Origin of the sequence: Pseudomonas sp. 06C 126 (genome assembly GCF_001855215.1) — a bacterium.
GTDB classification, from domain to species: domain Bacteria; phylum Pseudomonadota; class Gammaproteobacteria; order Pseudomonadales; family Pseudomonadaceae; genus Aquipseudomonas; species Aquipseudomonas proteolytica.
The window spans coordinates 39,934-65,858 of sequence record NZ_MIFU01000130.1 but is presented as its reverse complement, the minus strand read 5'-3'; the positions used below and the strand labels follow the sequence as shown (position 1 = coordinate 65,858).

Annotated in this window: 22 protein-coding genes and 2 tRNA genes; 16 read left to right on the top strand and 8 right to left on the bottom strand. The window is 61.4% G+C overall.

Annotated features, from left to right (window positions below):
• Nucleotides 1-5 precede the first annotated feature (5 nt).
• The gene (locus tag BHC62_RS24510; protein WP_070996439.1) at nucleotides 6-821 is read right to left on the bottom strand and encodes a rhodanese-like domain-containing protein; all 816 of its coding nucleotides are present in this window, start codon (nucleotides 819-821) and stop codon (nucleotides 6-8) included.
• A gap of 58 nt (nucleotides 822-879) precedes the next feature.
• Complete coding sequence (locus BHC62_RS24505) at nucleotides 880-2,415, bottom strand: HDOD domain-containing protein (protein ID WP_029299137.1); 1,536 nt, start codon at nucleotides 2,413-2,415, stop codon at nucleotides 880-882.
• 166 nt (nucleotides 2,416-2,581) lie between these two features.
• On the opposite strand from BHC62_RS24505, the gene motA reads away from it, so the two are divergent.
• Nucleotides 2,582-3,433: a flagellar motor stator protein MotA gene (gene motA / locus BHC62_RS24500; RefSeq protein WP_029299136.1), complete on the top strand. Its 852-nt coding sequence runs from the start codon at nucleotides 2,582-2,584 to the stop codon at nucleotides 3,431-3,433.
• Nucleotides 3,434-3,436: 3 nt separating this feature from the next.
• Nucleotides 3,437-4,459 carry a flagellar motor protein MotB gene (gene motB, locus BHC62_RS24495; protein WP_029299134.1) on the top strand — a complete coding sequence of 341 codons (1,023 nt, stop codon included), beginning with the start codon at nucleotides 3,437-3,439 and terminating at the stop codon, nucleotides 4,457-4,459.
• A gap of 133 nt (nucleotides 4,460-4,592) precedes the next feature.
• Here the strand turns inward: motB and rsgA are convergent, their stop codons facing one another.
• On the bottom strand, nucleotides 4,593-5,624 hold the full coding sequence (rsgA, locus tag BHC62_RS24490) for a small ribosomal subunit biogenesis GTPase RsgA (RefSeq protein WP_029299566.1): 1,032 nt from the start codon (nucleotides 5,622-5,624) through the stop codon (nucleotides 4,593-4,595).
• A 108-nt stretch (nucleotides 5,625-5,732) separates the two neighbouring features.
• Between rsgA and orn the strand changes: the two genes are divergently transcribed.
• Both orn and BHC62_RS24480 read left to right on the top strand, forming a co-directional pair.
• Nucleotides 5,733-6,275 (top strand): oligoribonuclease, encoded by a 543-nt coding sequence (gene orn / locus BHC62_RS24485; RefSeq protein ID WP_010213620.1) that lies wholly within the window; start codon nucleotides 5,733-5,735, stop codon nucleotides 6,273-6,275.
• Between the two features lie 205 nt (nucleotides 6,276-6,480).
• Entirely contained in the window at nucleotides 6,481-7,095 is a 615-nt protein-coding gene (locus BHC62_RS24480; protein WP_169851492.1) for a trimeric intracellular cation channel family protein, read from the top strand.
• On the opposite strand, the gene queG is transcribed toward BHC62_RS24480, so the two are convergent.
• Nucleotides 7,077-8,156 carry a tRNA epoxyqueuosine(34) reductase QueG gene (queG, locus tag BHC62_RS24475; protein WP_029299568.1) on the bottom strand — a complete coding sequence of 360 codons (1,080 nt, stop codon included), beginning with the start codon at nucleotides 8,154-8,156 and terminating at the stop codon, nucleotides 7,077-7,079. The two genes, BHC62_RS24480 and queG, sit on opposite strands and share 19 nt — an antisense overlap.
• Before the next feature lie 63 nt (nucleotides 8,157-8,219).
• On the opposite strand from queG, the gene BHC62_RS24470 reads away from it, so the two are divergent.
• The 12 genes from BHC62_RS24470 (at nucleotide 8,220) to BHC62_RS24415 (ending at nucleotide 22,571) form a co-directional block, all read left to right on the top strand.
• Nucleotides 8,220-9,080 (top strand): NAD(P)H-hydrate dehydratase, encoded by an 861-nt coding sequence (locus BHC62_RS24470; protein ID WP_070996438.1) that lies wholly within the window; start codon nucleotides 8,220-8,222, stop codon nucleotides 9,078-9,080.
• The gene (gene tsaE / locus BHC62_RS24465; RefSeq protein ID WP_029299575.1) at nucleotides 9,068-9,535 is read left to right on the top strand and encodes a tRNA (adenosine(37)-N6)-threonylcarbamoyltransferase complex ATPase subunit type 1 TsaE; all 468 of its coding nucleotides are present in this window, start codon (nucleotides 9,068-9,070) and stop codon (nucleotides 9,533-9,535) included. The genes BHC62_RS24470 and tsaE overlap by 13 nt, the downstream gene beginning before the upstream one ends.
• A gap of 17 nt (nucleotides 9,536-9,552) precedes the next feature.
• Nucleotides 9,553-10,974 (top strand): N-acetylmuramoyl-L-alanine amidase, encoded by a 1,422-nt coding sequence (locus BHC62_RS24460; RefSeq protein ID WP_029299576.1) that lies wholly within the window; start codon nucleotides 9,553-9,555, stop codon nucleotides 10,972-10,974.
• 14 nt (nucleotides 10,975-10,988) lie between these two features.
• Entirely contained in the window at nucleotides 10,989-12,887 is a 1,899-nt protein-coding gene (gene mutL, locus BHC62_RS24455) for a DNA mismatch repair endonuclease MutL (protein ID WP_176770990.1), read from the top strand.
• The gene (gene miaA, locus BHC62_RS24450; RefSeq protein ID WP_070996436.1) at nucleotides 12,887-13,858 is read left to right on the top strand and encodes a tRNA (adenosine(37)-N6)-dimethylallyltransferase MiaA; all 972 of its coding nucleotides are present in this window, start codon (nucleotides 12,887-12,889) and stop codon (nucleotides 13,856-13,858) included. The genes mutL and miaA overlap by 1 nt, the downstream gene beginning before the upstream one ends.
• Before the next feature lie 95 nt (nucleotides 13,859-13,953).
• On the top strand, nucleotides 13,954-14,214 hold the full coding sequence (gene hfq / locus BHC62_RS24445; protein ID WP_010221594.1) for an RNA chaperone Hfq: 261 nt from the start codon (nucleotides 13,954-13,956) through the stop codon (nucleotides 14,212-14,214).
• A gap of 12 nt (nucleotides 14,215-14,226) precedes the next feature.
• Nucleotides 14,227-15,528, top strand: a complete 1,302-nt coding sequence (gene hflX, locus BHC62_RS24440; RefSeq protein ID WP_070996435.1) for a ribosome rescue GTPase HflX — start codon at nucleotides 14,227-14,229, stop codon at nucleotides 15,526-15,528.
• Between the two features lie 96 nt (nucleotides 15,529-15,624).
• Complete coding sequence (hflK, locus tag BHC62_RS24435) at nucleotides 15,625-16,803, top strand: FtsH protease activity modulator HflK (RefSeq protein WP_029299584.1); 1,179 nt, start codon at nucleotides 15,625-15,627, stop codon at nucleotides 16,801-16,803.
• Nucleotides 16,803-17,669, top strand: coding sequence for a protease modulator HflC (hflC, locus tag BHC62_RS24430; protein WP_010213607.1), 867 nt, complete (start codon nucleotides 16,803-16,805; stop codon nucleotides 17,667-17,669). The genes hflK and hflC overlap by 1 nt, the downstream gene beginning before the upstream one ends.
• Nucleotides 17,670-17,965: 296 nt before the next feature.
• Nucleotides 17,966-19,153, top strand: coding sequence for an ATP phosphoribosyltransferase regulatory subunit (locus tag BHC62_RS24425; protein WP_029299587.1), 1,188 nt, complete (start codon nucleotides 17,966-17,968; stop codon nucleotides 19,151-19,153).
• Between the two features lie 54 nt (nucleotides 19,154-19,207).
• A complete protein-coding gene (locus tag BHC62_RS24420; RefSeq protein ID WP_029299589.1) occupies nucleotides 19,208-20,497 on the top strand; it encodes an adenylosuccinate synthase in 1,290 nt (429 codons plus the stop codon).
• A 139-nt stretch (nucleotides 20,498-20,636) separates the two neighbouring features.
• A complete protein-coding gene (locus tag BHC62_RS24415; protein WP_070996434.1) occupies nucleotides 20,637-22,571 on the top strand; it encodes a methyl-accepting chemotaxis protein in 1,935 nt (644 codons plus the stop codon).
• Nucleotides 22,572-22,661: 90 nt separating this feature from the next.
• Here BHC62_RS24415 and BHC62_RS24410 read toward each other — a convergent pair whose 3' ends face one another.
• From BHC62_RS24410 to BHC62_RS24395, 4 genes are all read right to left on the bottom strand, one after another.
• The gene (locus BHC62_RS24410) at nucleotides 22,662-24,227 is read right to left on the bottom strand and encodes an iron ABC transporter permease (protein ID WP_070996433.1); all 1,566 of its coding nucleotides are present in this window, start codon (nucleotides 24,225-24,227) and stop codon (nucleotides 22,662-22,664) included.
• Nucleotides 24,227-25,252 (bottom strand): extracellular solute-binding protein, encoded by a 1,026-nt coding sequence (locus BHC62_RS24405; protein ID WP_029299595.1) that lies wholly within the window; start codon nucleotides 25,250-25,252, stop codon nucleotides 24,227-24,229. Before BHC62_RS24405 ends, BHC62_RS24410 begins: the two co-directional genes overlap by 1 nt.
• 144 nt (nucleotides 25,253-25,396) lie before the next feature.
• Nucleotides 25,397-25,483: transfer RNA gene (locus BHC62_RS24400), tRNA-Leu, on the bottom strand.
• Nucleotides 25,484-25,660: 177 nt separating this feature from the next.
• Nucleotides 25,661-25,747, bottom strand: a tRNA-Leu gene (locus BHC62_RS24395).
• Between the last annotated feature and the right edge of the window lie 178 nt (nucleotides 25,748-25,925).

Here is a 25,925-nt window from a genome sequence, read left to right as displayed (position 1 = left end):
AAACCTTAAATCTCGACGGGGGTGTCGGGGTGGTTGCCCCATTCGCCCCAGGAACCGGCATAACCTTTGACTCGCGGATAACCGAGCGCCTTGGCCACCAGGTAGGTGAAGCCAGAACGGTGGTGAGTCTGGCAGTGGGTAATGATTTCTTTGTCTTTGGTCAGGCCCAGGCTTTCGAGGATCTGCGGCATGTCGCGGCGGATTCGCAGGTTGCGCGCCGTGTCCATGCCCGCAGTCCATTCGAAGTTCACTGCGCCGGGAATATGCCCGCCCTTGGCCGCAAGGACTTTCTCCCCCGAGTACTCCAGCGGCCCGCGTGCATCCCAGATCCCCAGGTCGGCAGCGCCGAGGCGGCTTTGCAGGTACTCGCGGGTGGCGGTGGGCTCGTCGTGCAGGGTCAGGCTGACCGGCCCGGCGACGGCGGCAACGGCCTCGGTGGACACCGGATGCTGTTCATCCAGCCACGCCAGCAGGCCGCCATCGAGGTAGTGATACTTCTTGTGGCCGATCACGTCGAGCAACCAGATGAACCGCCCGGCCCAGCCGCCGCCCTCGTCGTCGTACACCACGTAGGTGGCGTCCGGGGTGTGGCCCAGTTCGCCGAACAGCTTTTCCAGGTCGGCCTTGGCCGGCAACAGCCCCGGCGCGGGTGGCTGGCCCAGTTGGGTGCGCTTGGGATCAACGAAGTGCGCGCCGGGGATATGCCCTTGGGCATAACGGGCGGCGCTGGTGAGGTCCACCAGAATCAACTGCTCGGCGGCGAGGCGACCCAGCAGATCGCTGGGCTCGATCACCAGCGGCAAGCCAGAAAAGTCAGGCATGTGAGGTCTCCCGGGCACTAGGTTTGGGCGATAAAAGAGGGCGATTGTAACGCAAGCATCAGGTGGTGCGGTTGGTAAAGCAGTGCAGGGCTTTCTCGATGCATTGGGCGGTTTTGCCGAAGGCCTGCACGGTGGTTTCGGAGAACGGCCCGCCGCCCTGGTCGGCAATCATCAACATCACCACCCGGCCGTTACAGCTCAGGGAGCGCAACAGCAGGTGCTCGCCCACGAACAGGCGGCGCACGGAGGCAGGCAGCAGCGCCGCGAATTGTGCGTGATTGTCCGGGGTCAGGCGCACTTGTGCAGATTTCTCCAGCAAGCGTTGCAGCAGCGTGCTTTGTGCGGTCTCAAGGCTCAGGTTGGCGGCGTCCTTGGGCAGGCCGTCGACCTGATGCACGCGCAACATGGTCAGGGCCTTGTCGGCCATCAGCAGCATGACGCGCTGCATGCCGCTGGCCACCAGGGCCTCCTTGGCGCAGGTGGTCAAGTGCATGGCGTTGGCGAAGCGGCTCGGCTCTACCAGCAACTCGCTGCACCGCTTGCGCCAGATCGCCAGGGCTTCGGCTGTGGGCGGTGGTGCTGGCAGCAGGCCGCGATGCACACGCTGCACATGCCATGGCCAGATCAGCGCCAGCGCTGGATGCCAGAGGCCTGGAGTCAGGGTATGGCGGGCGCTGATGGCGGCCTGTTGGTGCACTTGCTGCTGCACATCGGCCAGCGGTTGTTGCAGGTACAGCGCCGTGAGGTACTGCCAGCGCTGGGTGTGCGGGCAGGTCCAGGACTCTTGCGCCGCCAGTGCCATGCCATTGGCCAGGAGCACGGTGTTGGCCGGCTGGTTCAGCCAGCGGCGCAACGCGGGGTCGTCATCGAGTTTTTGCTGCTGGCTCAGCGGCACTTCATCGCGGGCGATGTGCAGGGCCTTGACCAGCAAACGTTGTTCCTTGAGCAGCAGTTGGTAGCCCTGGGACACCCAGATCGGCAGGCGCCAGGCCTCGGTCAGCCCCAGGCACAGCTCCAGCAGGCGCACACCAAACAACTCCTGCTCGACCTTGCGTGCCGACTGGCCCTTGTGGATCACCCGCAGTTCCCATTCTTCCAGGAGCTTGGGGTAGGCCACGGCCATCGGCCACAGCGGCGAGAGAAACAGCAGGCTGCCCCAATGGATATCCTGCCAAAGGCGCGCCAGGCGGCTGGCGAACAGGCCGCTGGCTTGCTGCGAGGCATGTTGGCTGATCAGTTGCAGTTGGCGCAGGGCCACGGGGATTTCATTGAGTGGCACTGACGGCAGGCGTGCGAGCAATTCTTCGGTGCGCTTGAGGCCGAGGCGGTTGATCGCCACTTCAAGGTTTTCTGCGGGTTCCGCCAGGCTGCCGTGGGCCTGGTTGTTGGCTTCGCGCATGACGCTCAGGACCAGTGCCGGGCTGTCTTGCATCAGCTCTGCAATATCTCGCAACGAACGGCGGCTGTCGCCGATGGCCTTGCACACGGCCATGTGGCTCGCTTGCGGGACGGGCAGGTGAATCTCGTCCAGGCGCTTTATCCAGCCGGCCAGAGAGTTGGGTTTTGTAGTTGGGACTGTCGTTTCGTTTGCCATGATTGGGGCGCGATCATCACTTGCGGTCAACACGCCCGGAGCGGGCCGAACTGGCTTTTCGCCTTAACGGGCTATAGTCTGGCGCAGTTTTGCCGATAAGTAGAAGAAGAGTTTTTAGATCTTCCGAATATGTCCATGAACCCGACGGCGCAAGTACTCATCCCCTATGGCTAAAATTATCGGCATCATCGTCGTCATCGCAAGCGTGCTCGGCGGATACGTTCTGTCCCACGGTAAAATTGCTGCGCTGATCCAGCCCTTCGAAGTGCTGATCATCGGCGGTGCGGCGTTTGGCGCTTTCCTGCAGGCTAACCCAGGCTACATGACCATGCACGTGGTCAAAAAGTCGCTGGGCATGTTCAGCTCGCGCTTTTCCCACACGTTCTACCTGGAAGTGCTGGGCCTGGTCTACGAGATCCTCAACAAGAGCCGCCGTGAAGGCATGATGGCTATCGAAGCTGATATCGAGGACGCCGCGGCGAGCCCGATCTTCGCCAAGTACCCGGCCGTGCTCAAAGACGACCGCATGACGGCCTACATCTGCGACTACCTGCGCATCATGTCCTCCGGCAATATGGCCCCGCACGAGCTGGAAGGCTTGTTCGACATGGAACTGTTCAGCCTCAAGGAAGAACTCGAACACCCATCCCACGCCGTGACCGGCATCGCCGACGGCATGCCCGGCTTCGGTATTGTCGCGGCGGTACTGGGTATCGTGGTGACCATGGCGTCCCTGGGCGAAGGCGACCAGGCCGCGATCGGCATGCACGTTGGTGCGGCGTTGGTGGGGACCTTCTTTGGTATTCTCGCCGCTTATGGTTTCTTTGGTCCGCTGGCCACCTCCCTGGCCCACGATGCCAAGGAAGAGCTCAATATCTACGAAGCCATCAAGGCGTCGCTGGTGGCATCCGCTTCGGGCATGCCGCCGTCCCTGGCCGTGGAATTCGGGCGCAAGGTGTTGTATCCGAAGCACCGTCCGAGCTTTGCCGAGCTGGAACAAGCAGTTCGCGGTCGCTAAGCCATGGAAAACAACCAGCCAATCATCATCAAGCGCGTCAAGCGCTTCGCTGCCGGGCACCACGGCGGTGCCTGGAAAATCGCGTTCGCCGACTTTGCGACGGCGATGATGGCGTTCTTCCTGGTGCTGTGGCTGATGTCCACTGCCACCCCTGAACAGAAGATCGCCATTGCCGGTTATTTCAAGGATCCCATCGGCTTCTCCGAGAGTGGTACGCCGTTTGTGATCGACCTGGGTGGTTCGCCTGAGTTGGCTCCCGAGCGCACCATCAACCCGGAAGTGCAAACCGAAGCGCCCCAGGAAAACATCCCGATCGAACGCCAGACCGTCGAAAGCATGGCTGAACAGGTCGAGCAGGAGCGCCTGGAGTTGTTGCTGCAAGAGTTGCAGAACAAGGTGGATGAGAACCCGCAACTGCAAAAATTCAAGGACCAGATCCACTTCCAGATCACCCCGGATGGTCTGCGTATCCAGATCATGGATGCGGCTAACCGCCCGATGTTCGATTCTGGCAGTGCGCGCTTGAAGCCTTACTTCGAAGACATCCTGCTGGCCATGGCCGACACCATCAAGGCGGTGCCGAACAAGATCAGCGTCAGCGGCCACACCGATGCCAAGCCTTATTCGGGCCTGGGTGATTTCGGCAACTGGGAGCTGTCGGCCAACCGTGCCAACGCTGCGCGTCGTGCCCTGGTGGCCGGCAGTTATCCGGATACCCAGGTAGCGCGCGTGGTGGGTTTTGCTTCATCGCAGCTGTTTGATGTCCAGGACCCGTTCAACCCGGTCAACCGGCGCATTGATATCGTCGTGCTGACCAAGAAGGCCCAGCGTGCGATTGAAGGTGATCAGGTACCCACGCCGCCGGTGCCGACCCAAGGCGACGGCGCACCGGGTGAAGTGCCGGTGGACCCGAACGCCCTGCCGCCAGAGCAGCAGCCGTTGCCAGCGCATGAGTTGCGCCAGAAGCTCAATCTGTTTGATGAGGGTGGGGTGAAGGCTCCCGGAGAAGCCCCGGCCGGGAGCTGATGCGCTTTGTGTAGGAGCGGGCTTGTGTGGGAGCGGGCTTGCCCGCGAAGACGTCGGCCCAGTAAACATTGAGGTTGGCTGACCCACCGCTTTCGCGGGCAAGCCCGCTCCCACACATGCGTGTGCCTACAACTTAATAGCTGCTCTCTGGCAAGCTGGCGATGATCGAGCGATAGCTGTTCATCCGCTGCTGCTGCACGCGCCCGTCTTCCAGCGCCTTGAGCAAGGCGCAGCCCGGCTCGCGGTCATGCTTGCAGTCGCGGAAGCGGCAGGTGCCGATCAAGTCGTTGAACTCGATAAAGCCGGCTTCCACATCGCTGCGGCTGACGTGCCCCAGGCCGAACTCACGGATGCCCGGTGAGTCGATCAACTCGCCCCCGCCCGGGAAGTGAAACAGGCGTGCGGTGGTGGTGGTGTGCGTGCCCTGGCCGGACAGTTCCGACAGCGGACCGACGCGGGTCTCGACTTCCGGTAGCAGGCTGTTGACCAGCGATGACTTGCCCACGCCCGACTGGCCGACGAACACGCTGATGCGCCCGTCCAACTGCTGTTGCAGTTGTTCCATGCCATTGCCATGGTGCGCGGAGACTTCCAGCACCGGGTAACCCAACTGCCGATAAACCGCGAGCAGCGCATTCAGCGCCGGAGCGTTTTGTTCGTCGATCAAGTCGAATTTGTTCAGCAGCAGCAGGGGGCGGATGCCCGCGTGTTCGGCGGCCACCAGGTAGCGGTCGATCAGGTTGGCGTGGGGCTCGGGCAGCGGAGCGAAGACGATGACAATCATGTCGACGTTGGCCGCTACCGGCTTGAGCTGGCCACGGCTGTCGGGGCGACGCAGTTCGGTGGTGCGCGGCAGTTGCGCAACGATCACCCCGATGCCCTGGTTGCCGGCACGCCAGACGACTTTGTCGCCGGTTACCAGCGCCGGCAGGTTGGCGCGCAGGTGGCAGCGGGAAACCTGGCCCGCCAGTTCGCCTTCCAGCGCCTCGACTTCGACCTGTACCCCAAAGTGCGCGATTACCAGGCCCGTTTGCTCGGGTCCCAGGTCGCCGCCCTCCAGCGCTTCCACGGCAGAGGACTCACGTTTGGCGGCGCGGGCAGCGCGTTCACCCTGGATCTTTTCGATGCGCCAGTTTTGGCGACGGTTGAGCTGGCGTTTGGCCATTGGTGTTCCGTGTCGATAATGCAAAAGGTTGGGTAAAACGGTCGCGAGTCTAGCACGCCGCCGCCTGCTAAACTGCGCAGCTACGCCAAGGTGCCAAGGAACTACGACATGCAAAACCCACAGAACCTGATTTGGATCGATCTGGAAATGACCGGTCTGAACCCTGACACCGACGTCATCATCGAGATGGCGACCATTGTCACCGACAGCAACCTCAACACCTTGGCCGAAGGTCCGGTGATCGCTATCCACCATAGCGACGCGGTGTTGGCCACTATGGATGAGTGGAACACCCGCACCCACGGCAACTCGGGCCTGACCCAGCGTGTGCGCGACAGCCGCATCAGCATGGCCGAGGCTGAGGCCGAGACGATTGCCTTCCTGGAAAAATGGGTGCCCAAGGGCAAGTCGCCGATCTGTGGCAACAGCATCTGCCAGGACCGCCGCTTCCTCTATACCCATATGAAGGCACTGGAAAGCTACTTCCACTACCGCAACCTTGACGTGTCGACCTTGAAAGAACTGGCCGCGCGCTGGGCGCCGGAGGTCAAGGACAGCTTCCACAAGGGCAGCACCCACCTGGCCCTGGACGATATCCGCGAGTCGATTGCCGAGTTGCAGCATTACCGCAAGCATTTCATCAAGGCCTGATCCTACCGTTTGGCAGGTTTGTTGTGGGTATGTCGTGGCGAGCGGGCTTGCCCCGCGCTGGGGCGCGCAGCGGCCCTAATTCAGCCACTGCAACCCTTCGGTCGGATATCATCGCCCAATATCGGGGCTGCTACGCAGCCCAGCGCGGGGCAAGCCCGCTCGCCACCACACGCCAGCTCTGCACAATATTCCTGCAAGGATCGCCATCATGCTGTTGATGCTCTACCTCATCGCCATCACCGCCGAAGCCATGACCGGTGCCTTGTCCGCCGGTCGGCGCGGCATGGATTGGTTCGGCGTGGTGCTGATCGCGTGCGTCACAGCCCTTGGCGGCGGTTCGGTGCGTGATGTGCTGCTCGGCCACTACCCGCTGACCTGGGTCAAGCACCCGGAATACCTGGTGCTGACCTCAGTCGCGGCCTTGGTGACGATCTTTATCGCGCCGCTGATGCGCCATTTGCGTTCACTGTTTTTGGCGCTGGACGCCGTGGGCCTGGTGGCCTTCACGCTGATCGGCTGCATGACGGCCCTGGAAATGGGCCACGGCATGCTGGTGGCTTCGGTCAGCGGCGTGATTACCGGGGTGTTCGGCGGCATCCTGCGGGATATCTTCTGCAACGACATTCCGCTGATCTTCCGCCGCGAGCTGTACGCCAGCGTGTCGTTCCTCGCGGCCTGGTGCTACATGCTGTGCATCTACCTCGAACTGCCCAGCGAGCAAGCTATCCTGCTGACCCTGTTCAGCGGTTTTCTGCTGCGCCTGCTGGCGATCCGCTTTCATTGGGAAATGCCCAAGTTCGTCTACAACGACGAGCACTGACGGATTGCGTGCTGGTTCAGTGCCCATTCCACATGTTCGCGGACCAGTTCAGAGGGGTAATCCCGGCGCGCCTTCAACGCTTCGAGCACCGGAATGCTGGAGGGCGCATTCCCCAGGCCCACGGCCAGGTTGCGTAGCCAGCGCTCGTAACCGGCACGGCGCAGTGGCGAGCCTTCGGTGCTGCTGAGGAATTTATCCTCGTCCCACATAAACAACTCGGCCAGTTCGGCGTTATCCAGGTTGTGGCGCGGCTTGAAATCGCTTTCTCCTGAAGGTCGGGCGAAACGATTCCACGGGCAAACGATCTGACAGTCATCACAGCCGAACACGCGGTTGCCAATCAACGGCCGCAGGTCTTCGGGGATCGCGCTCTTCAACTCAATGGTCAGGTAGGAAATACAGCGCCGGGCGTCCAGTACATAGGGCCCGACGAACGCATTGGTCGGGCAGATATCCAGGCAGGCGGTGCAGCGGCCGCAGTGTTCGGTGCTGTGGGGCGGGTCGATAGGCAGCGGCAGGTCGACAAACAGCTCGCTGAGAAAGAAGTAACTGCCGGCCTTGCGGTTGAGGACCAGGGTGTTTTTACCGATCCAGCCCAGGCCGGCCTTTTCAGCGATGGCTTTTTCCAGCACCGGGGCGCTGTCGACAAAGGCGCGAAAGCCAAACGGGCCGATCTGGGCCTGGATGCGGTCGGCCAGTTGCTGCACGCGCTTGCGGATCAGCTTGTGGTAGTCGCGGCCCAGGGCGTAGCGGGAGATGTAGGCTTTTTCGGGTTGGGCCAGCAGTTGCGCCATTTGTGTGTCGCCGGGCAGGTAATCCATGCGCAGGGACACCACGCGCAAGGTGCCGGGTACCAGTTCGTCGGGGTGCGAGCGCTTGCTGCCATGGGCGCCCATATAGTCCATCTCGCCGTGGTAGCCCGCGTCGAGCCAGCGCTGCAGGTGCTGTTCATGCTCGGCCAGGTCCAGGCCGCTGATGCCGACTTGTTGAAAGCCCAACTCGCGGCCCCAGTCTTTGATCGATTGGGCGAGGGCGGGCAGATCGGTGGTAATAGCAGGCATGAGACGAGAGAAACCGCAGGTTAGATGCGTATAATTCTGCCAGACATCGGAGCTTGAAGACGCATGCCGCAGACAAAACACGAAATAACCGACGTTCAGCCGCTGTTGCCTGGCCATTTGCCGCAACTGGCTGCGCGCTCCCCAGCGGCCCACAAGGGCCAATTTGGCCATGTCCTGGTCATTGGCGGCGACCATGGCTTTGGCGGCGCGTCGCTGCTGAGTGCCGAAAGCGCACTGCGCAGCGGTGCTGGCCTGGTATCCCTGGCGACCCGCAGCGAGCACGTCCCGGCAGCCCTGACCCGTTTGCCGGAAGTCATGGTGCGGGGCGTGCATTCGGCCAATCAGTTGATGGCCCTGCTGGAGAAAGTCTCGGTGATCGTTATTGGTCCCGGCCTCGGCGACATGGCGTGGGGTAAAAGCCTGCTGTCGGTGGCTGCCAATGCCCGTCAACCCCAGGTCTGGGATGCTGATGCACTGAACCTGCTGGCCGCAGGCCATGTAGCTCTGCCGGGCGGTTGTGTGATCACTCCGCACCCTGGGGAAGCGGCGCGGCTGATGGGGATCTCGACAGCCGAGGTTCAGGCCGACCGGCTTAAGGTGGCGCGCGCGCTGAGCCAGAAATTCAATGCCGTCACGGTATTCAAGGGCGCTGGCAGCCTGATCGCCAGCCCGGATGGGCGGGTGGCACGTTGCGATCAGGGCCATCCCGCCATGGCGTCGGCGGGTTTGGGCGATGTGCTTGCCGGCCTCACCGGCGCGCTGCTGGCTCAGGGCATGCCGGCGTTCGAGGCCGCCAGCCTGGCGGTGTGGTTGCATGCCACGGCGGGCGACCGTCAGGGTAGTTTTGGTCGCGGCCTGGCTGCCAGCGACCTGATTCCCGCCATTCGTCAGTTGTTGGAGGAGCAGTCACCGTGTCTGAAGTAACGCTGTTTATTGCGGATGAGGAGGCCATGGTGGCTTTTGGCAAACGCATTGCCGAAATCACCCAGGGCGCGGGCCTGATTTTTCTGCAGGGCGATCTGGGGGCCGGCAAAACCACGCTGTCGCGCGGCATTATTCGTGGGCTTGGCCATACCGGCGCAGTAAAAAGTCCGACGTTCACTTTGGTAGAACCTTACGAGATCGGTGACGTGCGGGCGTTCCATTTCGACCTCTATCGCTTGGTGGATCCCGAGGAATTGGAGTACATGGGCATCCGCGATTACTTCGATGGCGATGCGTTATGCCTGATCGAGTGGCCGGACAAGGGCACAGGCTTTTTGCCAAAGCCTGACCTGACCATTACCATTACCCCGCATGACAATGGGCGTCAGTTGAAATTGTTGTCCCAGAGCGCGCGCAGTGAGTCCTGGTGCGCCGCTTTGGCTTTGGAATTCTAATAATGGGTGGGTTAGGTATGCGCTTTCGCGCGTTGGTTGCTGTCGTGGGGGTGTTGCTTGCGGCAATGACTGTCAATGCTCTGGCCGCTTCACAGGTAAAAAGTGTGCGCCTGTGGCGAGCGCCGGATAACACGCGACTGGTGTTCGACCTGTCTGGCCCGGTCCAGCACAGTGTCTTTACCCTGACGGCGCCTGATCGCCTGGTCATCGACATCAATGGTGCGACCCTGGCCGCGCCGTTGAAGGTTTCCACGGCCAACACGCCGATTACCGCGATGCGCTCGGCCCAGCGCACGCCGACCGACCTGCGGGTGGTCATCGACCTGAAGAAGGTCGTCACACCCAAGAGTTTTTCCCTCGCACCGAACGCCCAGTATGGCAACCGCTTGGTGGTCGACCTGTTTGACAACCCGGCCGACGCGGCGCCAGCCCCTGCGCCAACGCCTGCTGTTGCCACGACGCCTGCGGTGCCGGTCAACCCTGCGCAGCCCCAGGTCAAGTTGCCACCGCTGCCGCCCGCACCGGCCGGCAAGCGTGACGTCATCGTAGTGATCGATGCCGGCCACGGCGGTGAAGACCCGGGCGCCTCCGGTTCCCGTGGCCAACACGAAAAAGACGTGGTCCTGGCCATTGCCCGGGAATTGCAGCGCCAGATCAACGGCATGAAAGGCTACCGCGCCGAATTGACCCGTACGGGTGACTATTTCATCCCATTGCGCGGGCGTACCGAAATCGCCCGCAAGAAGGGCGCCGACCTGTTCGTCTCGATCCACGCCGACGCCGCACCGTCGAAGGCCGCCTTTGGCGCCTCGGTGTTTGCCCTGTCGGATCGCGGCGCCACGTCTGAGACTGCACGCTGGCTGGCCGATAGCGAAAACCGCTCCGACTTGATCGGCGGCGCGGGCAACGTGTCCCTGGATGACAAGGACCGCATGCTCGCTGGTGTGTTGCTTGACCTGTCGATGACCGCCTCGCTGACCTCCAGCCTGAACGTCGGGCAGAAAGTCCTGACCAACATGGGCCGGGTCACGCCGCTGCATAAACAGCGGGTGGAGCAAGCCGGGTTTATGGTGCTCAAGTCGCCGGACATCCCGTCGATCCTGGTGGAAACCGGCTTTATCTCCAACGCCAACGAAGCCAACAAGCTGGCCAGTGCCAGCCATCAGCAGGCCCTGGCGCGCTCCATCAGCTCTGGCGTGCGCCAGTTCTTCCAGCAGAATCCGCCACCGGGCACCTATATCGCCTGGCTGCGCGACTCCGGGAAAATTGCCCAGGGCCCGCGTGATCACCGGGTGCAGCCTGGCGATACGCTGGCAATGCTGGCCGTACGCTTCCAGGTGTCGGCCGCCACGTTACGCAGCGCCAACAGCCTGAAAACCGACGAACTGAAAGTCGGCCAGGTGTTGACCATCCCTGGCACTGAATTGGCAGCCCAGTAATGAGTGAATCGGTATTGAACAGCGCCTCGCGCATCGAATTGCTCAGCCCGCGGCTGGCCAACCAGATTGCCGCGGGTGAAGTGGTTGAGCGCCCGGCCTCGGTGATCAAGGAGCTGCTGGAAAACAGCCTCGACTCCGGCGCCAAGCGCATTGACGTGGATGTAGAGCAGGGCGGGGTCAAACTGCTGCGGGTGCGCGACGACGGCAGCGGGATTTCCTCCGATGACCTGCCGCTGGCGCTGGCGCGACATGCCACCAGCAAGATCCGTGACCTGGAAGACCTTGAGCGGGTGATGAGCCTGGGTTTCCGTGGCGAAGCCCTGGCGTCGATCAGCTCGGTGGCGCGCCTGACCCTGACTTCCCGCACCCGTGGCGCCGAGCAGGCGTGGCAGGTAGAGACCGAAGGTCGCGACATGGCCCCCCGGGTCCAGCCGGCGGCCCACCCGGTAGGCACTTCGGTGGAAGTGCGTGACTTGTTCTTTAATACCCCGGCTCGGCGCAAATTCCTCAAGGCCGAAAAAACCGAATTCGATCACCTGCAAGAAGTCATCAAGCGCCTGGCCCTGGCCCGTTTCGACGTGGCCTTCCATTTGCGCCACAACGGCAAGACCATCCTCAGCCTGCACGAGGCCAACGACGATGCCGCGCGCGCCCGACGCGTATCGGCGATCTGTGGCGCGGGCTTCCTGGAGCAGGCGCTGCCGATTGAAATCGAGCGCAATGGCTTGCATTTGTGGGGGTGGGTAGGCCTGCCAACGTTCTCCCGCAGCCAGGCGGACTTGCAGTACTTCTTTGTGAATGGCCGTGCGGTGCGCGACAAACTGGTGGCCCATGCGGTACGCCAGGCCTATCGCGACGTGCTGTTCAATGGCCGCCATCCGACCTTCGTGCTGTTTTTTGAAGTGGACCCGGCGGTAGTTGACGTCAACGTGCACCCGACCAAGCATGAAGTGCGCTTCCGTGATGGGCGCATGGTTCATGACTTCCTCTACGGTACCTTGCACCGAGCGTTGGGCGACGTGCGCCCGGATGATCAGTTGGGCGCGCCGATTGTTACTGCCGTCGTCCGCCCGACAGGGCCGGAGGCCGGTGAATTCGGGCCCCAGGGCGAAATGAGCCTGGCGGCCAACCTGCTGCAATCGCCGCAAGCCCAGCCGAGTTACCCGGCGGCGGGTTCCGGTGCAGGTGCCGGCTATCAATATCAATACACCCCGCGACCGCAATCGGCAGTGCCGGTGGCTGAGGCCCAGTCGGCCTATCGTGAGTTCTTTGCGCCGCTGCCCGGTGCCGAACCGGGCGCAGTGGCTTTGCCGGAAGGTGGCGGTGACATCCCGCCCCTGGGTTATGCCCTGGCCCAGCTCAAGGGCATCTACATCCTCGCGGAAAACGCCCACGGCCTGGTGCTGGTGGACATGCACGCGGCCCATGAGCGGATCATGTACGAGCGCCTGAAGATCGCCATGGCCAGCGAAGGCCTGAGCGGCCAACCGTTGCTGGTGCCGGAGTCGTTGGCGGTCAGCCAGCGCGAGGCCGATTGCGCTGAAGAGCACCTGGCGGTGTTCCAGAAGCTGGGCTTTGAGTTGCAGCGCCTGGGGCCAGAAACCCTGGCGATCCGGCAGATTCCGGCTTTGCTCAAGCAGGCCGAGGCCAATCGGCTGGTAGCTGATGTGCTGGCGGACCTGATGGAGTACGGCACCAGTGACCGGATCCAGGCGCATATCAACGAACTGCTCGGCACCATGGCCTGCCACGGTGCAATCCGCGCCAACCGGCGCCTGGCCCTGCCGGAAATGAACGGCTTGCTGCGGGATATGGAAAACACCGAACGCAGCGGCCAATGCAACCACGGCCGACCGACCTGGACCCAAATGGGCCTGGATGATCTGGACAAACTATTCCTGCGCGGCCGTTGATGAGCTCTCTACCTCCCGCCATCTTCCTGATGGGCCCGACGGCCGCCGGCAAGACCGACCTGGCTATCGAGCTGACCAAGGTCCTGCCGTGCGAGTTGATCAGCGTCGATTCGGCCCTGGTTTACCGAGACATGGACATCGGCACCGCCAAACCGTCCAAAGAGCTGTTGGCCGCCCATCCCCATCGTCTGATCGACATTATCGATCCGTCGCAAAGCTACTCGGCGGCGGATTTTCGCAGCGATGCCCTTGCCGCCATGGCGCAAATCACCGCGCGGGGCAATATCCCGCTCCTGGTGGGCGGCACGATGCTCTATTACAAGGCGCTGCAGGAAGGCCTGGCAGACATGCCGCCCGCCGATCCGCAGGTGCGCGCCGAAATCGAAGAAGAGGCTGCGCGCCTTGGCTGGCAAGCCCTGCACGAGCAATTGGCGGCGATTGACCCGGTGTCTGCCGCGCGCATTCACCCCAATGACCCCCAGCGCCTGAGTCGGGCCCTGGAAGTCTGGCGCGTCAGTGGTCAGACCATGACAGCCCACCGCCTCAGACAATCTGCGCAAAGTACTGACGCAGGCACCTCTGGACCGGGACAATTGCCCTATACTGTCGCAAATCTGGCGATCGCTCCGGCGAATCGCCAGGTGCTGCATGAGCGAATTGCACAAAGATTCACAATTATGTTGGAACAGGGGTTCGTAGAGGAGGTCGTAGCACTGCGTTCAAGAGGTGATCTGCATCCGGGATTGCCTTCGATACGTGCTGTAGGCTACCGCCAAGTCTGGGATCATCTGGATGGCAAGCTGACGTCAGCCGAAATGCAGGAGCGCGGCATTATTGCCACGCGCCAATTGGCAAAGCGCCAGTTCACTTGGCTGCGCAGCTGGACTGACTTGCATTGGCTGGACAGTCTGGATTGCGACAATCTGTCACGCGCCTTGAAATACTTGGGAACGGTCTCCATATTGAGCTGAGTCCTTGCAATTGCCGTCTATCCTTGGGGGTGTGACGGTCACAAACTATCTATTTTTCCGATTTTTTATTATTGATCCTTAAAGGAGTGCGGCACATGTCAAAAGGGCATTCGCTACAAGACCCTTACTTGAATACTTTACGTAAAGAGAAAGTTGGGGTTTCCATCTATCTGGTCAACGGCATCAAGCTGCAAGGTACGATCGAGTCTTTCGACCAGTTCGTTATCCTGCTGAAAAACACCGTCAGCCAAATGGTCTACAAACACGCTATCTCGACAGTAGTGCCGGTTCGTCCAATTCGTCTGCCTAGCGCAACCGAATCCGAACAGGGTGACGCTGAGCCAGGTAACGCCTGATAGGAGTCTCCTTTGTTCTTTGAGCGCCACGGTGGTGGTGAGCGAGTAATCCTCGTTCACTTGGATGGACAGGACCCTGAGGCGCGCGAAGATCCGCAGGAGTTTCAGGAGCTGGCAAATTCGGCCGGCGCCGAGACCGTCGCGTTTTTTAACGTGCCGCGTCATCGGCCAACCGCCAAATTTCTGATTGGCAGCGGCAAGGTCGAGGAACTGCGCGACCTGGTCCATGCCGAAGAAGCCGATCTGGTGATCTTCAATCACATCCTCACGCCCAGTCAGGAACGTAACCTCGAACGTGTGTTCGAGTGCCGCGTGATTGACCGCACCGGTCTGATTCTCGATATTTTCGCCCAGCGCGCCCGTACACATGAAGGCAAGCTCCAGGTCGAACTGGCCCAGCTTGACCACATGAGCACCCGCCTGGTTCGCGGCTGGACTCACCTTGAGCGTCAGGGTGGCGGTATCGGCATGCGTGGCCCGGGTGAAACCCAGCTTGAGACCGACCGGCGTCTGCTGCGGGTTCGCCTGCGCCAGATCAAGGGCCGCCTGGAAAAAGTACGCAGCCAACGCGAGCAATCGCGCCGTGGTCGTACGCGTGCGGATATCCCTACCGTGTCCCTGGTGGGCTATACCAACGCCGGCAAATCCACGCTGTTCAACAACGTGACCAAATCGGACGTGTACGCGGCCGACCAGCTGTTCGCCACCCTCGACCCGACCTTGCGCCGTCTGGAACTCGACGACCTGGGGCCGATTGTGCTGGCCGATACCGTGGGCTTCATTCGCCACTTGCCCCACAAGCTGGTCGAGGCGTTCCGGTCTACGCTCGAAGAGTCGAGCAACTCCGACCTGCTGCTGCACGTAATCGATGCGGCCGAGCCTGACCGGATGTTGCAGATCGAACAGGTCATGGTGGTACTGGGCGAGATTGGTGCCCAGGACTTGCCGATCCTTGAGGTCTATAACAAACTCGATTTGCTTGAGGGCGTAGAGCCGCAAATCCAGCGTGACGAAAACGGCAGGCCCCAACGGGTCTGGCTCTCGGCGCGCGATGGTAGCGGTCTTGAGCTGCTCGAGCAGGCGATTGCCGAGTTGCTCGGTGGTGATTTTTTCGTCGGCACCTTGCGCTTGCCGCAGCGTTTTGCTCGACTGCGTGCTCAGTTTTTTGAGTTGGGCGCCGTACAGAAAGAAGAACACGACGAAGAAGGTGTCAGCCTGCTGGCTGTTCGTTTGCCTCGTTCGGAGCTCAATCGGCTGGTGAGTCGTGAGGGTGTTGTACCGACAGAGTTCCTCGAACAACACACTTTGCAATAAAAGCCTGAGAAAGCGGTTGTGCCGCTGTGGCAGGCATTCTGTAGCATTGGTCGGCGCGCCGTGGGTGCGTCTTTGCTTTATCAGATGGAGAGCGCTATGGCTTGGAATGAGCCGGGTGGCAACTCGAATAATCAGGATCCTTGGGGTGGTAAACGCCGCAATAATGGCGACCGCAAGGGGCCACCAGATCTCGACGAGGCCTTCCGAAAGCTGCAGGAAAGCCTGAATGGGTTGTTCGGTGGTGGAAAAAAACGTGGTGGTGACGACGGCGGTCGCACGAGCAAGGGCGGCGGCTACGGCCTGCTTGGCCTCGGTCTCGTGGCGCTGGCGGCTGTCTGGCTGTACAGCGCGGTCTATGTAGTCGACGAGCAGGAGCAAGCCGTGGTGCTGCGCTTCGGCAAGTACTACGAGACTGTCGGTCCAGGCCTGAACATCTACTTCCCGCCGATCGACAAGAAGTACATGGAGAACGTCACGCGTGAGCGTGCCTACACCAAGCAGGGCCAGATGCTGACCGAAGACGAGAACATCGTCGAAGTGCCGCTGACCGTGCAGTACAAGATCAGCAACCTGCAGGACTTCGTGCTTAACGTCGACCAGCCGGAAATCAGCTTGCAGCACGCGACCGAAAGCGCCCTGCGCCACGTAGTGGGCTCCACTGCGATGGACCAGGTGCTGACCGAAGGTCGTGAATTGATGGCCAGCGAGATCAAGGAGCGCCTGCAACGGTTCCTCGATACATATCGCACCGGTATCACTGTTACCCAGGTCAACGTACAGAGCGCAGCGGCACCGCGTGAAGTGCAGGAAGCCTTCGATGACGTGATCCGCGCCCGTGAAGACGAGCAGCGTTCGCGCAACCAGGCTGAAACCTACGCCAACGGCGTCGTGCCGGAAGCCCGTGGTCAGGCCCAGCGCATCCTTGAAGATGCCAACGGTTACCGCGACGAAGTCGTGTCCCGCGCCAAGGGTGAGGCTGACCGCTTCACCAAGCTGGTGGCCGAGTACCGCAAGGCACCGGAAGTCACCCGCGAGCGTCTGTACCTGGACACCATGCAGGAAGTCTTCACCAATACCAGCAAGGTACTCGTGACCGGCAACAAGGGTGGGCAGAACAACCTGCTGTACCTGCCGCTGGACAAGATGATCGAAGGTGGTCGTAGCGCTGGTAACACTTCGTCTTCCGCCAGTTCGACTGCCGCTGCCAACGAAGCGAGCGCCCGTGCGGCCGCTGACTTGCAGCAACAGCAAACACGTTCCAGGGAGAGTCGTTGATGAGCAATAAATCGCTGACCGCCCTGATTGTGGGTGTCGTCGTGGTCATCGCTGCCTGGAACTGCTTCTACATCGTGGCTCAGACCGAGCGTGCGGTGTTGCTGCAATTCGGTCGCGTGGTCCAGGCGGATGTCCAGCCAGGCCTGCATGTGAAGGTCCCCTACGTCAACCAGGTGCGCAAGTTCGACGCCCGCCTGATGACCCTGGATGCACCGACGCAGCGCTTCCTGACCCTGGAAAAGAAAGCCGTGATGGTTGACGCCTACGCCAAGTGGCGCGTCAAGGATGCCGAGCGCTTCTACACCGCGACTTCCGGCCTCAAGCAGATTGCCGACGAGCGTTTGTCCCGTCGTCTGGAATCGGGCCTGCGTGACCAGTTTGGTAAACGCACCCTGCACGAGGTGGTTTCAGGTGAACGTGATGCGTTGATGGCTGACATCACGCGTTCGTTGAACACCATGGCTGAAAAAGAACTGGGCATCGAAGTGGTCGATGTTCGAGTCAAGGCCATTGACCTGCCCAAGGAAGTGAACCGCAGCGTGTTCGAGCGTATGAGCACCGAGCGTGAGCGTGAGGCTCGTGAGCACCGTGCCAAGGGTAACGAACTGGCTGAAGGTATCCGTGCGGATGCCGACCGTCAGCGTCGCGTACTGTTGGCAGAAGCCTATCGTGAGTCTGAAGAGGCTCGCGGTGACGGTGATGCTCAAGCCGCAGCGATCTACGCCAAGGCCTACGGCCAGGACCAGGAGTTCTACGCGTTCTATCGTAGCCTGCGTGCCTACCGTGAAAGCTTCGCGAACAAAACCGATGTCATGGTGCTGGACCCAAGTAGCGATTTCTTCCGCTACCTGGAAAAGTCCAAGTAACCCGCTGACTGGCTGGTTTCACTCCGTCGGGCGGCTAAAACGCTCGGCGGGGTGATCCTTTCGGAAAACGGGTGTATGATGCGGCAGCCGGGAAATTCCCGGCTTTTTTGCGTCTGCATGTTTGATTGTTGTTGTGCGCTGCAGGCGTGACAGGTTTTTCGAGGAAAGTGCCCGACGAGGCCCGTTACAGGCCATTCGTCACGTCGCTCTTGCGCGTGGTTTATGCAGGGGCCGGGTATTTTCTGCTTCACTCAAGGCTCGCCCAAGGGCTGGCCGGGTCATAGGGGAATGGCGTAATGGCAACGGTAGACCGCTGGCTGCTGCCAGATGGCATCGAAGAAGTACTGCCACCAGAGGCTGCGCGTATTGAAATCGCGCGTCGCCAGGTGTTGGATCTGTTCCAGAGCTGGGGTTACGAGTTTGTCGTGACTCCCCATATCGAGTACCTGGAATCCCTGCTGACCGGCGCGGGCCAGGACCTGGATCTGCGCACCTTCAAGGTCATCGACCCGCAATCGGGCCGGCAAATGGGCTTTCGTGCCGACATCACGCCGCAAGTGGCGCGCATCGATGCGCATACCCTGCGCCGTGAAGGGCCGAGCCGCCTGTGCTACGCCGGCAGCGTGCTACATGCCCAGCCGCGTGCCTTGTCGTCTTCCCGTAGCCCGATCCAGCTGGGCGCCGAGTTATACGGCGATGCAAGCCCGAGCAGCGACGTCGAAGTCATCAGCCTGATGCTGGCGATGCTGCAGTTGGCTGACGTGCCGGATGTGCACATGGACCTGGGGCATGTCGGTATCTACCGTGGCCTGGCCCGTGCGGCTGGTCTGTCCGGTGAAGTTGAGCAACAGTTGTTCGATGCCCTGCAGCGCAAGGCTATCGACGAAGTGATCGCCCTGACCGAAGGTGTGCCTGCCGACCTGGCTGGCATGCTGCGTGCGCTGGTGGATCTGTGTGGTGGTCGCGAAGTACTGGCCGCCGCCCGTGAGCGCCTGGCCAAAGCGCCTGCGCCTGTATTGGCGGCGCTGGACGATGTGCTGGCGATTGCCGAGCAGTTGTCGGCGCGCTTCCCGCAGTTGCCTTTGTATTTCGACCTGGGTGAGTTGCGCGGCTACCACTACCACACCGGTGTGGTGTTCGCCGTGTTTGTGCCGGGTGTTGGCCAAGCCATTGCCCAGGGCGGTCGTTATGACGATATCGGCGCCGACTTCGGTCGTGCCCGTCCGGCAACTGGTTTTTCTACCGATTTGAAAACCCTGGTGACCCTGGGGCGTGCTGAAGTCGAGCTACCGTCTGGCGGTATCTGGATGCCAGACAGTACGGACGCGGCACTCTGGCAGCAGGTCTGCCAGTTGCGCAGCGAGGGTCAGCGTGTCGTCCAGGCCTTGCCTGGGCAGCCATTGGCCGCCGCCCGTGAAGCGGACTGCGACCGGCAATTGATTCAGCAGAACGGGCTTTGGCAAGTATCGCCACTGGCTTCTTGAGTTTTCCTGCCGGCCAACGCCGGCACCAAGTTTGCGCGAATGAGGACAAGTGTTATGGGTAAGAATGTCGTAGTCCTGGGCACCCAATGGGGTGATGAGGGCAAAGGCAAGATCGTTGATCTGCTGACCGAACATGCTGCCGCCGTAGTGCGCTACCAAGGTGGCCACAACGCTGGCCACACCCTGGTCATCGATGGCGAAAAAACCGTCTTGCACCTGATCCCGTCGGGCGTCCTGCGCGAAGGCGTGCAGTGCCTGATCGGCAATGGCGTGGTGGTTGCACCTGACGCCCTGTTGCGCGAGATCACCAAGCTGGAAGAGAAAGGCGTACCGGTGCGCGAGCGCCTGCGTATCAGCCCGTCCTGCCCGCTGATCCTGTCCTTCCACGTCGCCCTGGACCAGGCCCGTGAAAAGGCCCGTGGCGAGCTGAAGATCGGTACTACCGGTCGCGGCATCGGCCCGGCCTACGAAGACAAGGTTGCACGTCGTGGCCTGCGTGTGGGCGACTTGCTCAACATGCCGCGCTTTGAAGACAAGCTGCGTGAACTGGTGGATTACCACAACTTCATGCTGGTCGGTTACTACAAAGAGCCGGCCATTGAATTCGACAAGACCCTGGCTGAGTGCAAAGAGTACGCTGAGCTGCTCAAGCCGCTGATGCTGGACGTGACGGCCGAGCTGCACGACCTGCGTCGCGCCGGCAAAGACATCATGTTCGAAGGTGCCCAGGGTTCGTTGCTGGACATCGACCACGGTACCTACCCGTACGTGACCAGCTCCAACACCACCGCTGGTGGCGTGGCGACCGGTTCGGGTGTTGGCCCGATGTTCCTGGACTACATCCTGGGCATCACCAAGGCCTACACCACTCGCGTAGGTTCGGGTCCATTCCCGACTGAGCTGTTTGACGATGTCGGTGCGCACCTTGCCAAACAGGGTCACGAGTTCGGCGCGACTACCGGTCGTGCTCGTCGTTGTGGCTGGTTCGACGCTGTTATCCTGCGTCGCGCTATCGATGTGAACAGCATCTCGGGCATCTGCCTGACCAAGCTGGATGTGCTCGACGGTCTGGAAACCATCAACATCTGCATCGGCTACAAAGATGCAGACGGTAATGACGTTGCCCCGACTGACGCCGACAGCTACGTGGGCCTGCAGCCGGTGTACGAAGAAGTGCCGGGCTGGACCGAGTCGACCGTGGGTGCCAAGACCCTGGAAGAACTGCCTGCCAATGCCCGTGCCTACATCAAGCGCGTTGAACAGTTGATCGGCGCGCCGATCGACATTATTTCGACGGGCCCGGACCGCAACGAGACCATCGTCCTGCGTCATCCGTTCGCTTAATAAGCTGTTGATGTAAAAAGCAAAGGGCCCCTTCGGGGGCCCTTTGTCGTTTCTGTCTCGGGCACGGCACGACCCTTGCTATGTTTCTCTCTTTCGCGGTGCTATCAATTTAATGGCACCCGTGGTGGAGGGATTCCCGATGTCTGCCGTTCTCTCATTGTTACAAAGCCGGTTGTTGCGACCGGTGTTCGTTACCCTTGGTATCGCTCTTTTGGTGCAAGTGCTGGTGGCGGTCGCCCTGACCCGGAGCACAGTCACGGCCCTGGAAGCCGATTTGGGCAAGCGCCTGGGCGTCGACAGCCAGAAACTGTCGGGCGAATTGACGCAGGCGGGCAAGGAAGTGACGTCCAGCCTGGACAGCTTATCGACCAGCACCAGTGACCGCCTGACGGCCGGGCTTTCTGCGCGTTTGAAGCAAGAGCAGCAGCAACTGCGTGCGACCCTGGAAAAGGACCTGAAAGACTCTGCCAACGACATGGCGCAGTTGCTGGCCTCGGTTGCGCCGCGTGCGATGTGGGACAGTGATGTGCCGGCGCTGTCGGAATTCGCCCGGCGCGCCCAGCGCAATCCCAATGTGTTGTTTGTGGTGTATGACGACGCTACTGGCCAGCATCTGACCCGTTATCTGAACCGGGAAAACCCGATCAACAAGGCGCTGTTGGAGAAAGGCGAGGGTGATCGTGCGTTGGATAAAGTATTGAATGCTGCGAAAAACGACCCTTCGGTGTACTACGTCGAAGCCTCCATCAGCCCCAATGGCGTGGAGATCGGCAAGGTGCTCATGGGGGTTTCCACTGCGGCGGTGGAGGCTGACCTGACGGCGCTGGACCAGCGCTTTGCTGCGCTGATCGCCAGCGGCGGTCAATTGGTGGGGGATAGCCTCAAGGGCGCAGCGGCGGACAGTGCGGCAGCCATGGGCGCCCGCCTGCAGTCGGCGCAAGCCACGGCCACGCAAATGACGGCCAACACCTCGGGTGCGGTACAGGAGGCCGCGCAAGCCTTGCGCTGGCGCATCGGCCTGGGCCTGGCGGTGGTTGGCCTGGGCGTGTTGCTGCTGATTGCCGTGGTGCTTGGGCGGCGTGTGGTCAACCGCTTGAAACTGCTGATTGCGGCCATGGATGATCTGGCGGCGGGTGAGGGCGACCTGACCAAGCGCGTGCAGATCAACAGCCAGGATGAAATCGGCGCCATGGCCTCGGCGGTCAATCGCTTTGTGGATAAGTTGCAGCCCATTGTGCGGGAGGCGGGTGATGTGGCGCAGCGTACCGGTGTGGAAATCGGCGCGATGACTCTGCGCAACGCCGGTGCCGATGCGGCGGCGGGCTTGCAGCGCGATGAAGTGGCCGAAAGTCTGCGGGCCCTGTCGCAAATGGCTGATGAGGCCCAGGCCGAAAGCCATGCCATGCAGGCCGCGTTGCAGCAGGTGGTGGATATTCGCCAGGCCACCGATGAAAATTCGCGGACCTCGGCCGAGGTCGGCAGTTTGATCGAGGAATTGGCGGGCCAGGTGCAGGCCGGCTCCAAGGTGATCGAACGCCTGGCCCAGCAAAGCGAGCAGATCGAGGTGGTGCTGACGGTGATCCACGGCATCGCCGAGCAGACCAACCTGCTGGCCCTGAACGCGGCTATCGAAGCGGCGCGGGCCGGTGAGACCGGGCGTGGTTTTGCGGTGGTGGCGGACGAAGTGCGCGCGCTGGCCAGTAAAACCCAAAGCTCCACGGGCGATATCCAGGCGCATATCGTGGCGCTGCAGCAAGGCGCGCGCGAGGCGGTGGAAACCATCGGCAAGGCCGGACGCCAGGCCAGTGAGGGGCTGCTGGTACTGCGCGACAGCGTGCGCTTGCAGCAAACGGTGCAGGCCTCGGTTGAGCAGGTGCATGCGGCGATTGGCCTGGCGACTCGGGCTGCCGAGCATCAGGCCCAGGGCGCGCATGCGGTGCGTGGTCGGGTCGAAGTGATCCACGCCCAGGCCGAGCGTGCGGCCCAGGCGGTGGTGGAGACCACCGCCAGTGGCAAGGTGCTGGATGGGTTGGCGGCGCAGTTGAAGGCCAGCCTGGGGCAGTTTCGGGCCTGAGGTTGGCTGCTCGGGCCTCATCGCGGGCAAGCCCGCTCCCACAGGTAATCGCGTTCCAATGTGGGAGCGGGCTTGCCCGCGATTGCGGTCTCAGCGGCTCAGATACATCCGCGTCGTGAGCAGATAGACGGGCAACCCCGACACCACAATCAACAACGCCGCATAAGGCGCCGCCGCCGCAAACTCCACATTCGAGGTATGCGCCCACACGGCAGTGGCCAAGGTATTCAGCCCGGTCGGGCTAAGCAGCAGGGTCGCGGTCAATTCCTTCATCGCATCGAGGAACACCAGCGCAAACGCCGCCCCCAATGCCGGAAAGATAATCGGCAAGGTCACCCGGCAAAATGCGCTGAATGACGATGCACCCAGCGTGCGGGCCGCTTCCTCCAGTTGGGGCGCCGCCTTGTTCAGCGCGGTCCGGATCGGCGCCTGGGCCAGCGGCAAGAACAGCAATGCATACGCGATCAACAGCAGTGCCGAGGTCTGATACAGCGCCGGCACGTAATGCAGGGCGAAATACACCAGGGTCAAGGCAATCACCAGGCCGGGCAGGGCGTGCAGCAGGTAGGGCAGGCGTTCGGCCCACAGCGCCAGTTGGCCCTTGTAGCGCACCACCAGCAAGCCGACTGGCACCGCCAGCGCCAGGCAAAGTGCGGCGCCGCCCAGGGACAAGGCCAGGGACGACAGCAACGCCTCACCGATTTGCGCGACCGGGAAGGCGGCCGAAGAACCGACGGCCAGCCAGTAACCGAGCATCCCCAGTGGAATGCCGCTGCCAATGATCGCCAGCATCAAGCAATAAAGCTGACCCAGTGGCGCCCATTTACCCAGTCGAACCTGCTCGGCATGCCGCGCCGCGCCTTGCCCGGTGCGCACATGGCGGCCCTTGCCGCGCACGCGCAATTCCAGCCAGAGCAGGGTCAGGCACATCATCAGCAACACCGCAGACAGCATCGCCGCGTTGGCGTTGCTGAACTCCAGTTCGAACTGCTGGTAGATCGCCGTGGTGAAGGTTTGCAGGCCGATGATCGACAGGGCGCCGAATTCCACCAGCATATGCAAGGCAATCAGCAGGGCGCCGGCCAGCAGCGACGGCCACAACAGCGGCAAAGTAATGCGAAAGAACACGCCCCAGCGATTGAGCCCCAGGGTGCGGGCCGACTCTTCCAGGGACGGATCGAGGTTGCGCAGGGTGGCCGCTACCGGCAAAAACACCAGAGGGTACTTGGACAGGGTCATCACCAGGATCGCCCCGCCAAGGCCTTCGAACTGGGCGCTCAGCGACACCCAGGTAAAGCTGCTGACAAACGCCGGCACGGCAAACGGCAGGCACAAAATCACGCCCCAGATGCGCCGGCCCGGGAGGTTACTGCGCTCCAGCAGCCAGGCCAGGGACAGGCCGATCACGGCGCAGGCCACGGTCACGCCGATCATCAGTGCCAAAGTATTGCGCAGCAACCCGAACACATACGGTCGCCACAGCAGATGCACTGCTTCGGCCCAGCCGGCTTGCCAGGCCTTGAGGCCTACATACACCAACGGCAGCAGGCTCAGGCCGACCAACAGCAAGACCGGCAGCAGCAACCAGATCGAGGGGCGCTTGCGCCGTGGGCTAAAACCCCCGCGCAAGGCGGGGGTCGGTAGCGATGGGTTCATCAGTTCAGGCCAACCTCACGTTCCAGCTCCAGGGCTTCTTCGGCATTGCCCAGGTCGGCGGGAGTGATTTTCGGCGGTTGCAGTTCGCTAAATGGCTTGAGGCCGCGATTGGATTCCATGCCTTTGCGCAGCGGGTATTCGGCGGACGTGTTGGTAATCACGCGCTGGCCTTCTTCGCTGGCCATGAACGCCAGCAGTTGCTGGGCTTCCTTGGGGTGCTTGCTGGATTTCAGTGCTGCTGCTGCGGATACGGTAATCAGGCCGCCGGCATCGCCATCGGTGAAGTAGTGCAGTTGCGAATCCAGGTTGGTCTTTTCCTTTTTCAGGGCAAACCAGTAGTAGTTGTTCACCAGCACCGTGGCCACTTCGCCGTTTTCCACGGCTTTGAGGGCGACCATATTGTTGCTGTAGACCTTGCCGAACGCGCGCAGGCCGGTGAGCCATTCTTCGGCGGCGTCGCGCCCGTGCATCTTGAGGATCGCGACGGCTTGTTCCTGGAAGGCGCCGCTGGTGGGGACGAAGCCAACCTTGCCTTGCCACTCGGGGCCGGCAAAATCCAGCACCGACTTGGGCAGTTCGTCTTCCTTGATCAGTTTCGGGTTGAAGGCCACGACCCGGGTGCGTGCGGTCACGCCCATCCAGGCGCCGTCGGCGGCCACGTATTCCTTGGGTAATACATCTAGCGTGCTGGCATCGATGGTCGCCAGCAGTCCTTGTTCGCCGAGTTTGTTCAGCGGCGGGGACTCTTCGGTGTAGATCACGTCGGCAGGGGAGCGATCACCCTCTTCAACGACCTGGCTGGCCAGTTGGTTGCTGCTGCCCTTGCGCACATTCACATGGATGCCAGTCTTGGCCTCGAAGGCCTTGGCGAGTTCATCGCCGACTTCCTTGTGCTGGCCGTTGTACAGGGTCAGTTCAACCTTGTCGGCGGAATAGGCGGTGGGCGAGAGTAGGGTCAGGCCGAGCAGAGTGATGGTCAGGCCACGCAGAAGGGATGTCTTGAGACGGGTATCGCGGATCATCATCCGGGGTGTTCCTCACTTGTATGCAACAAATTCTTACAAGGATAAACGATAAACCTTCTCAAGTCCGGGCATGGCTGGAATTGCTGGCAGAGTTTTTAAACCCCAGAAACGAAAAAACCCGCTTTCGCGGGTTTGATCTGAATTTGGTGCCCAGGAGAAGACTCGAACTTCCACGACCTTGCGATCACCAGCACCTGAAGCTGGCGTGTCTACCAATTTCACCACCTGGGCATTATCAAACAACGTTGCCGCTGTTGATGGGGCGAACTATACGGCGGGCTTTTTGATCTGTAAACCCCTGATTTGATTTTATAAATCAGATTTTCAGTTAAAAATCAAAGGCCTGTAACGCAAAAACCCGCTTTCGCGGGTTTTTGTGAAACTCAAGGTTGACCTTGGGTTTTGAATTGGTGCCCAGAAGAAGACTCGAACTTCCACGACCTTGCGGTCACCAGCACCTGAAGCTGGCGTGTCTACCAATTTCACCATCTGGGCAGTATCTTCAACGTTGCCGTCGTCGATGGCGCGCACTATACGGAGTGACTTTTACGCTGTAAACCCCCGTTATCAAAAAAGCCTGGAAAATTTCGCGGGCGGTCGCGCAAGGTGGCTTACTGGGGCTATAAAACGCATTTCCCGGCTAGTTATTGCTGGAAATTTCCCGTTTCAATAC

Coding starts and splice junctions, on each gene's coding strand:
- BHC62_RS24510 (WP_070996439.1), bottom strand. CDS start 821: ATGCCTGACTTTTCTGGCTTGCCGCTGGTGATCGAGCCCAGCGATCTG.
- BHC62_RS24505 (WP_029299137.1), bottom strand. CDS start 2,415: ATGGCAAACGAAACGACAGTCCCAACTACAAAACCCAACTCTCTGGCC.
- motA (WP_029299136.1), top strand. CDS start 2,582: ATGGCTAAAATTATCGGCATCATCGTCGTCATCGCAAGCGTGCTCGGC.
- motB (WP_029299134.1), top strand. CDS start 3,437: ATGGAAAACAACCAGCCAATCATCATCAAGCGCGTCAAGCGCTTCGCT.
- rsgA (WP_029299566.1), bottom strand. CDS start 5,624: ATGGCCAAACGCCAGCTCAACCGTCGCCAAAACTGGCGCATCGAAAAG.
- orn (WP_010213620.1), top strand. CDS start 5,733: ATGCAAAACCCACAGAACCTGATTTGGATCGATCTGGAAATGACCGGT.
- queG (WP_029299568.1), bottom strand. CDS start 8,156: ATGCCTGCTATTACCACCGATCTGCCCGCCCTCGCCCAATCGATCAAA.
- BHC62_RS24470 (WP_070996438.1), top strand. CDS start 8,220: ATGCCGCAGACAAAACACGAAATAACCGACGTTCAGCCGCTGTTGCCT.
- BHC62_RS24460 (WP_029299576.1), top strand. CDS start 9,553: ATGCGCTTTCGCGCGTTGGTTGCTGTCGTGGGGGTGTTGCTTGCGGCA.
- miaA (WP_070996436.1), top strand. CDS start 12,887: ATGAGCTCTCTACCTCCCGCCATCTTCCTGATGGGCCCGACGGCCGCC.
- hfq (WP_010221594.1), top strand. CDS start 13,954: ATGTCAAAAGGGCATTCGCTACAAGACCCTTACTTGAATACTTTACGT.
- hflK (WP_029299584.1), top strand. CDS start 15,625: ATGGCTTGGAATGAGCCGGGTGGCAACTCGAATAATCAGGATCCTTGG.
- hflC (WP_010213607.1), top strand. CDS start 16,803: ATGAGCAATAAATCGCTGACCGCCCTGATTGTGGGTGTCGTCGTGGTC.
- BHC62_RS24425 (WP_029299587.1), top strand. CDS start 17,966: ATGGCAACGGTAGACCGCTGGCTGCTGCCAGATGGCATCGAAGAAGTA.
- BHC62_RS24420 (WP_029299589.1), top strand. CDS start 19,208: ATGGGTAAGAATGTCGTAGTCCTGGGCACCCAATGGGGTGATGAGGGC.
- BHC62_RS24415 (WP_070996434.1), top strand. CDS start 20,637: ATGTCTGCCGTTCTCTCATTGTTACAAAGCCGGTTGTTGCGACCGGTG.
- BHC62_RS24410 (WP_070996433.1), bottom strand. CDS start 24,227: ATGAACCCATCGCTACCGACCCCCGCCTTGCGCGGGGGTTTTAGCCCA.
- BHC62_RS24405 (WP_029299595.1), bottom strand. CDS start 25,252: ATGATGATCCGCGATACCCGTCTCAAGACATCCCTTCTGCGTGGCCTG.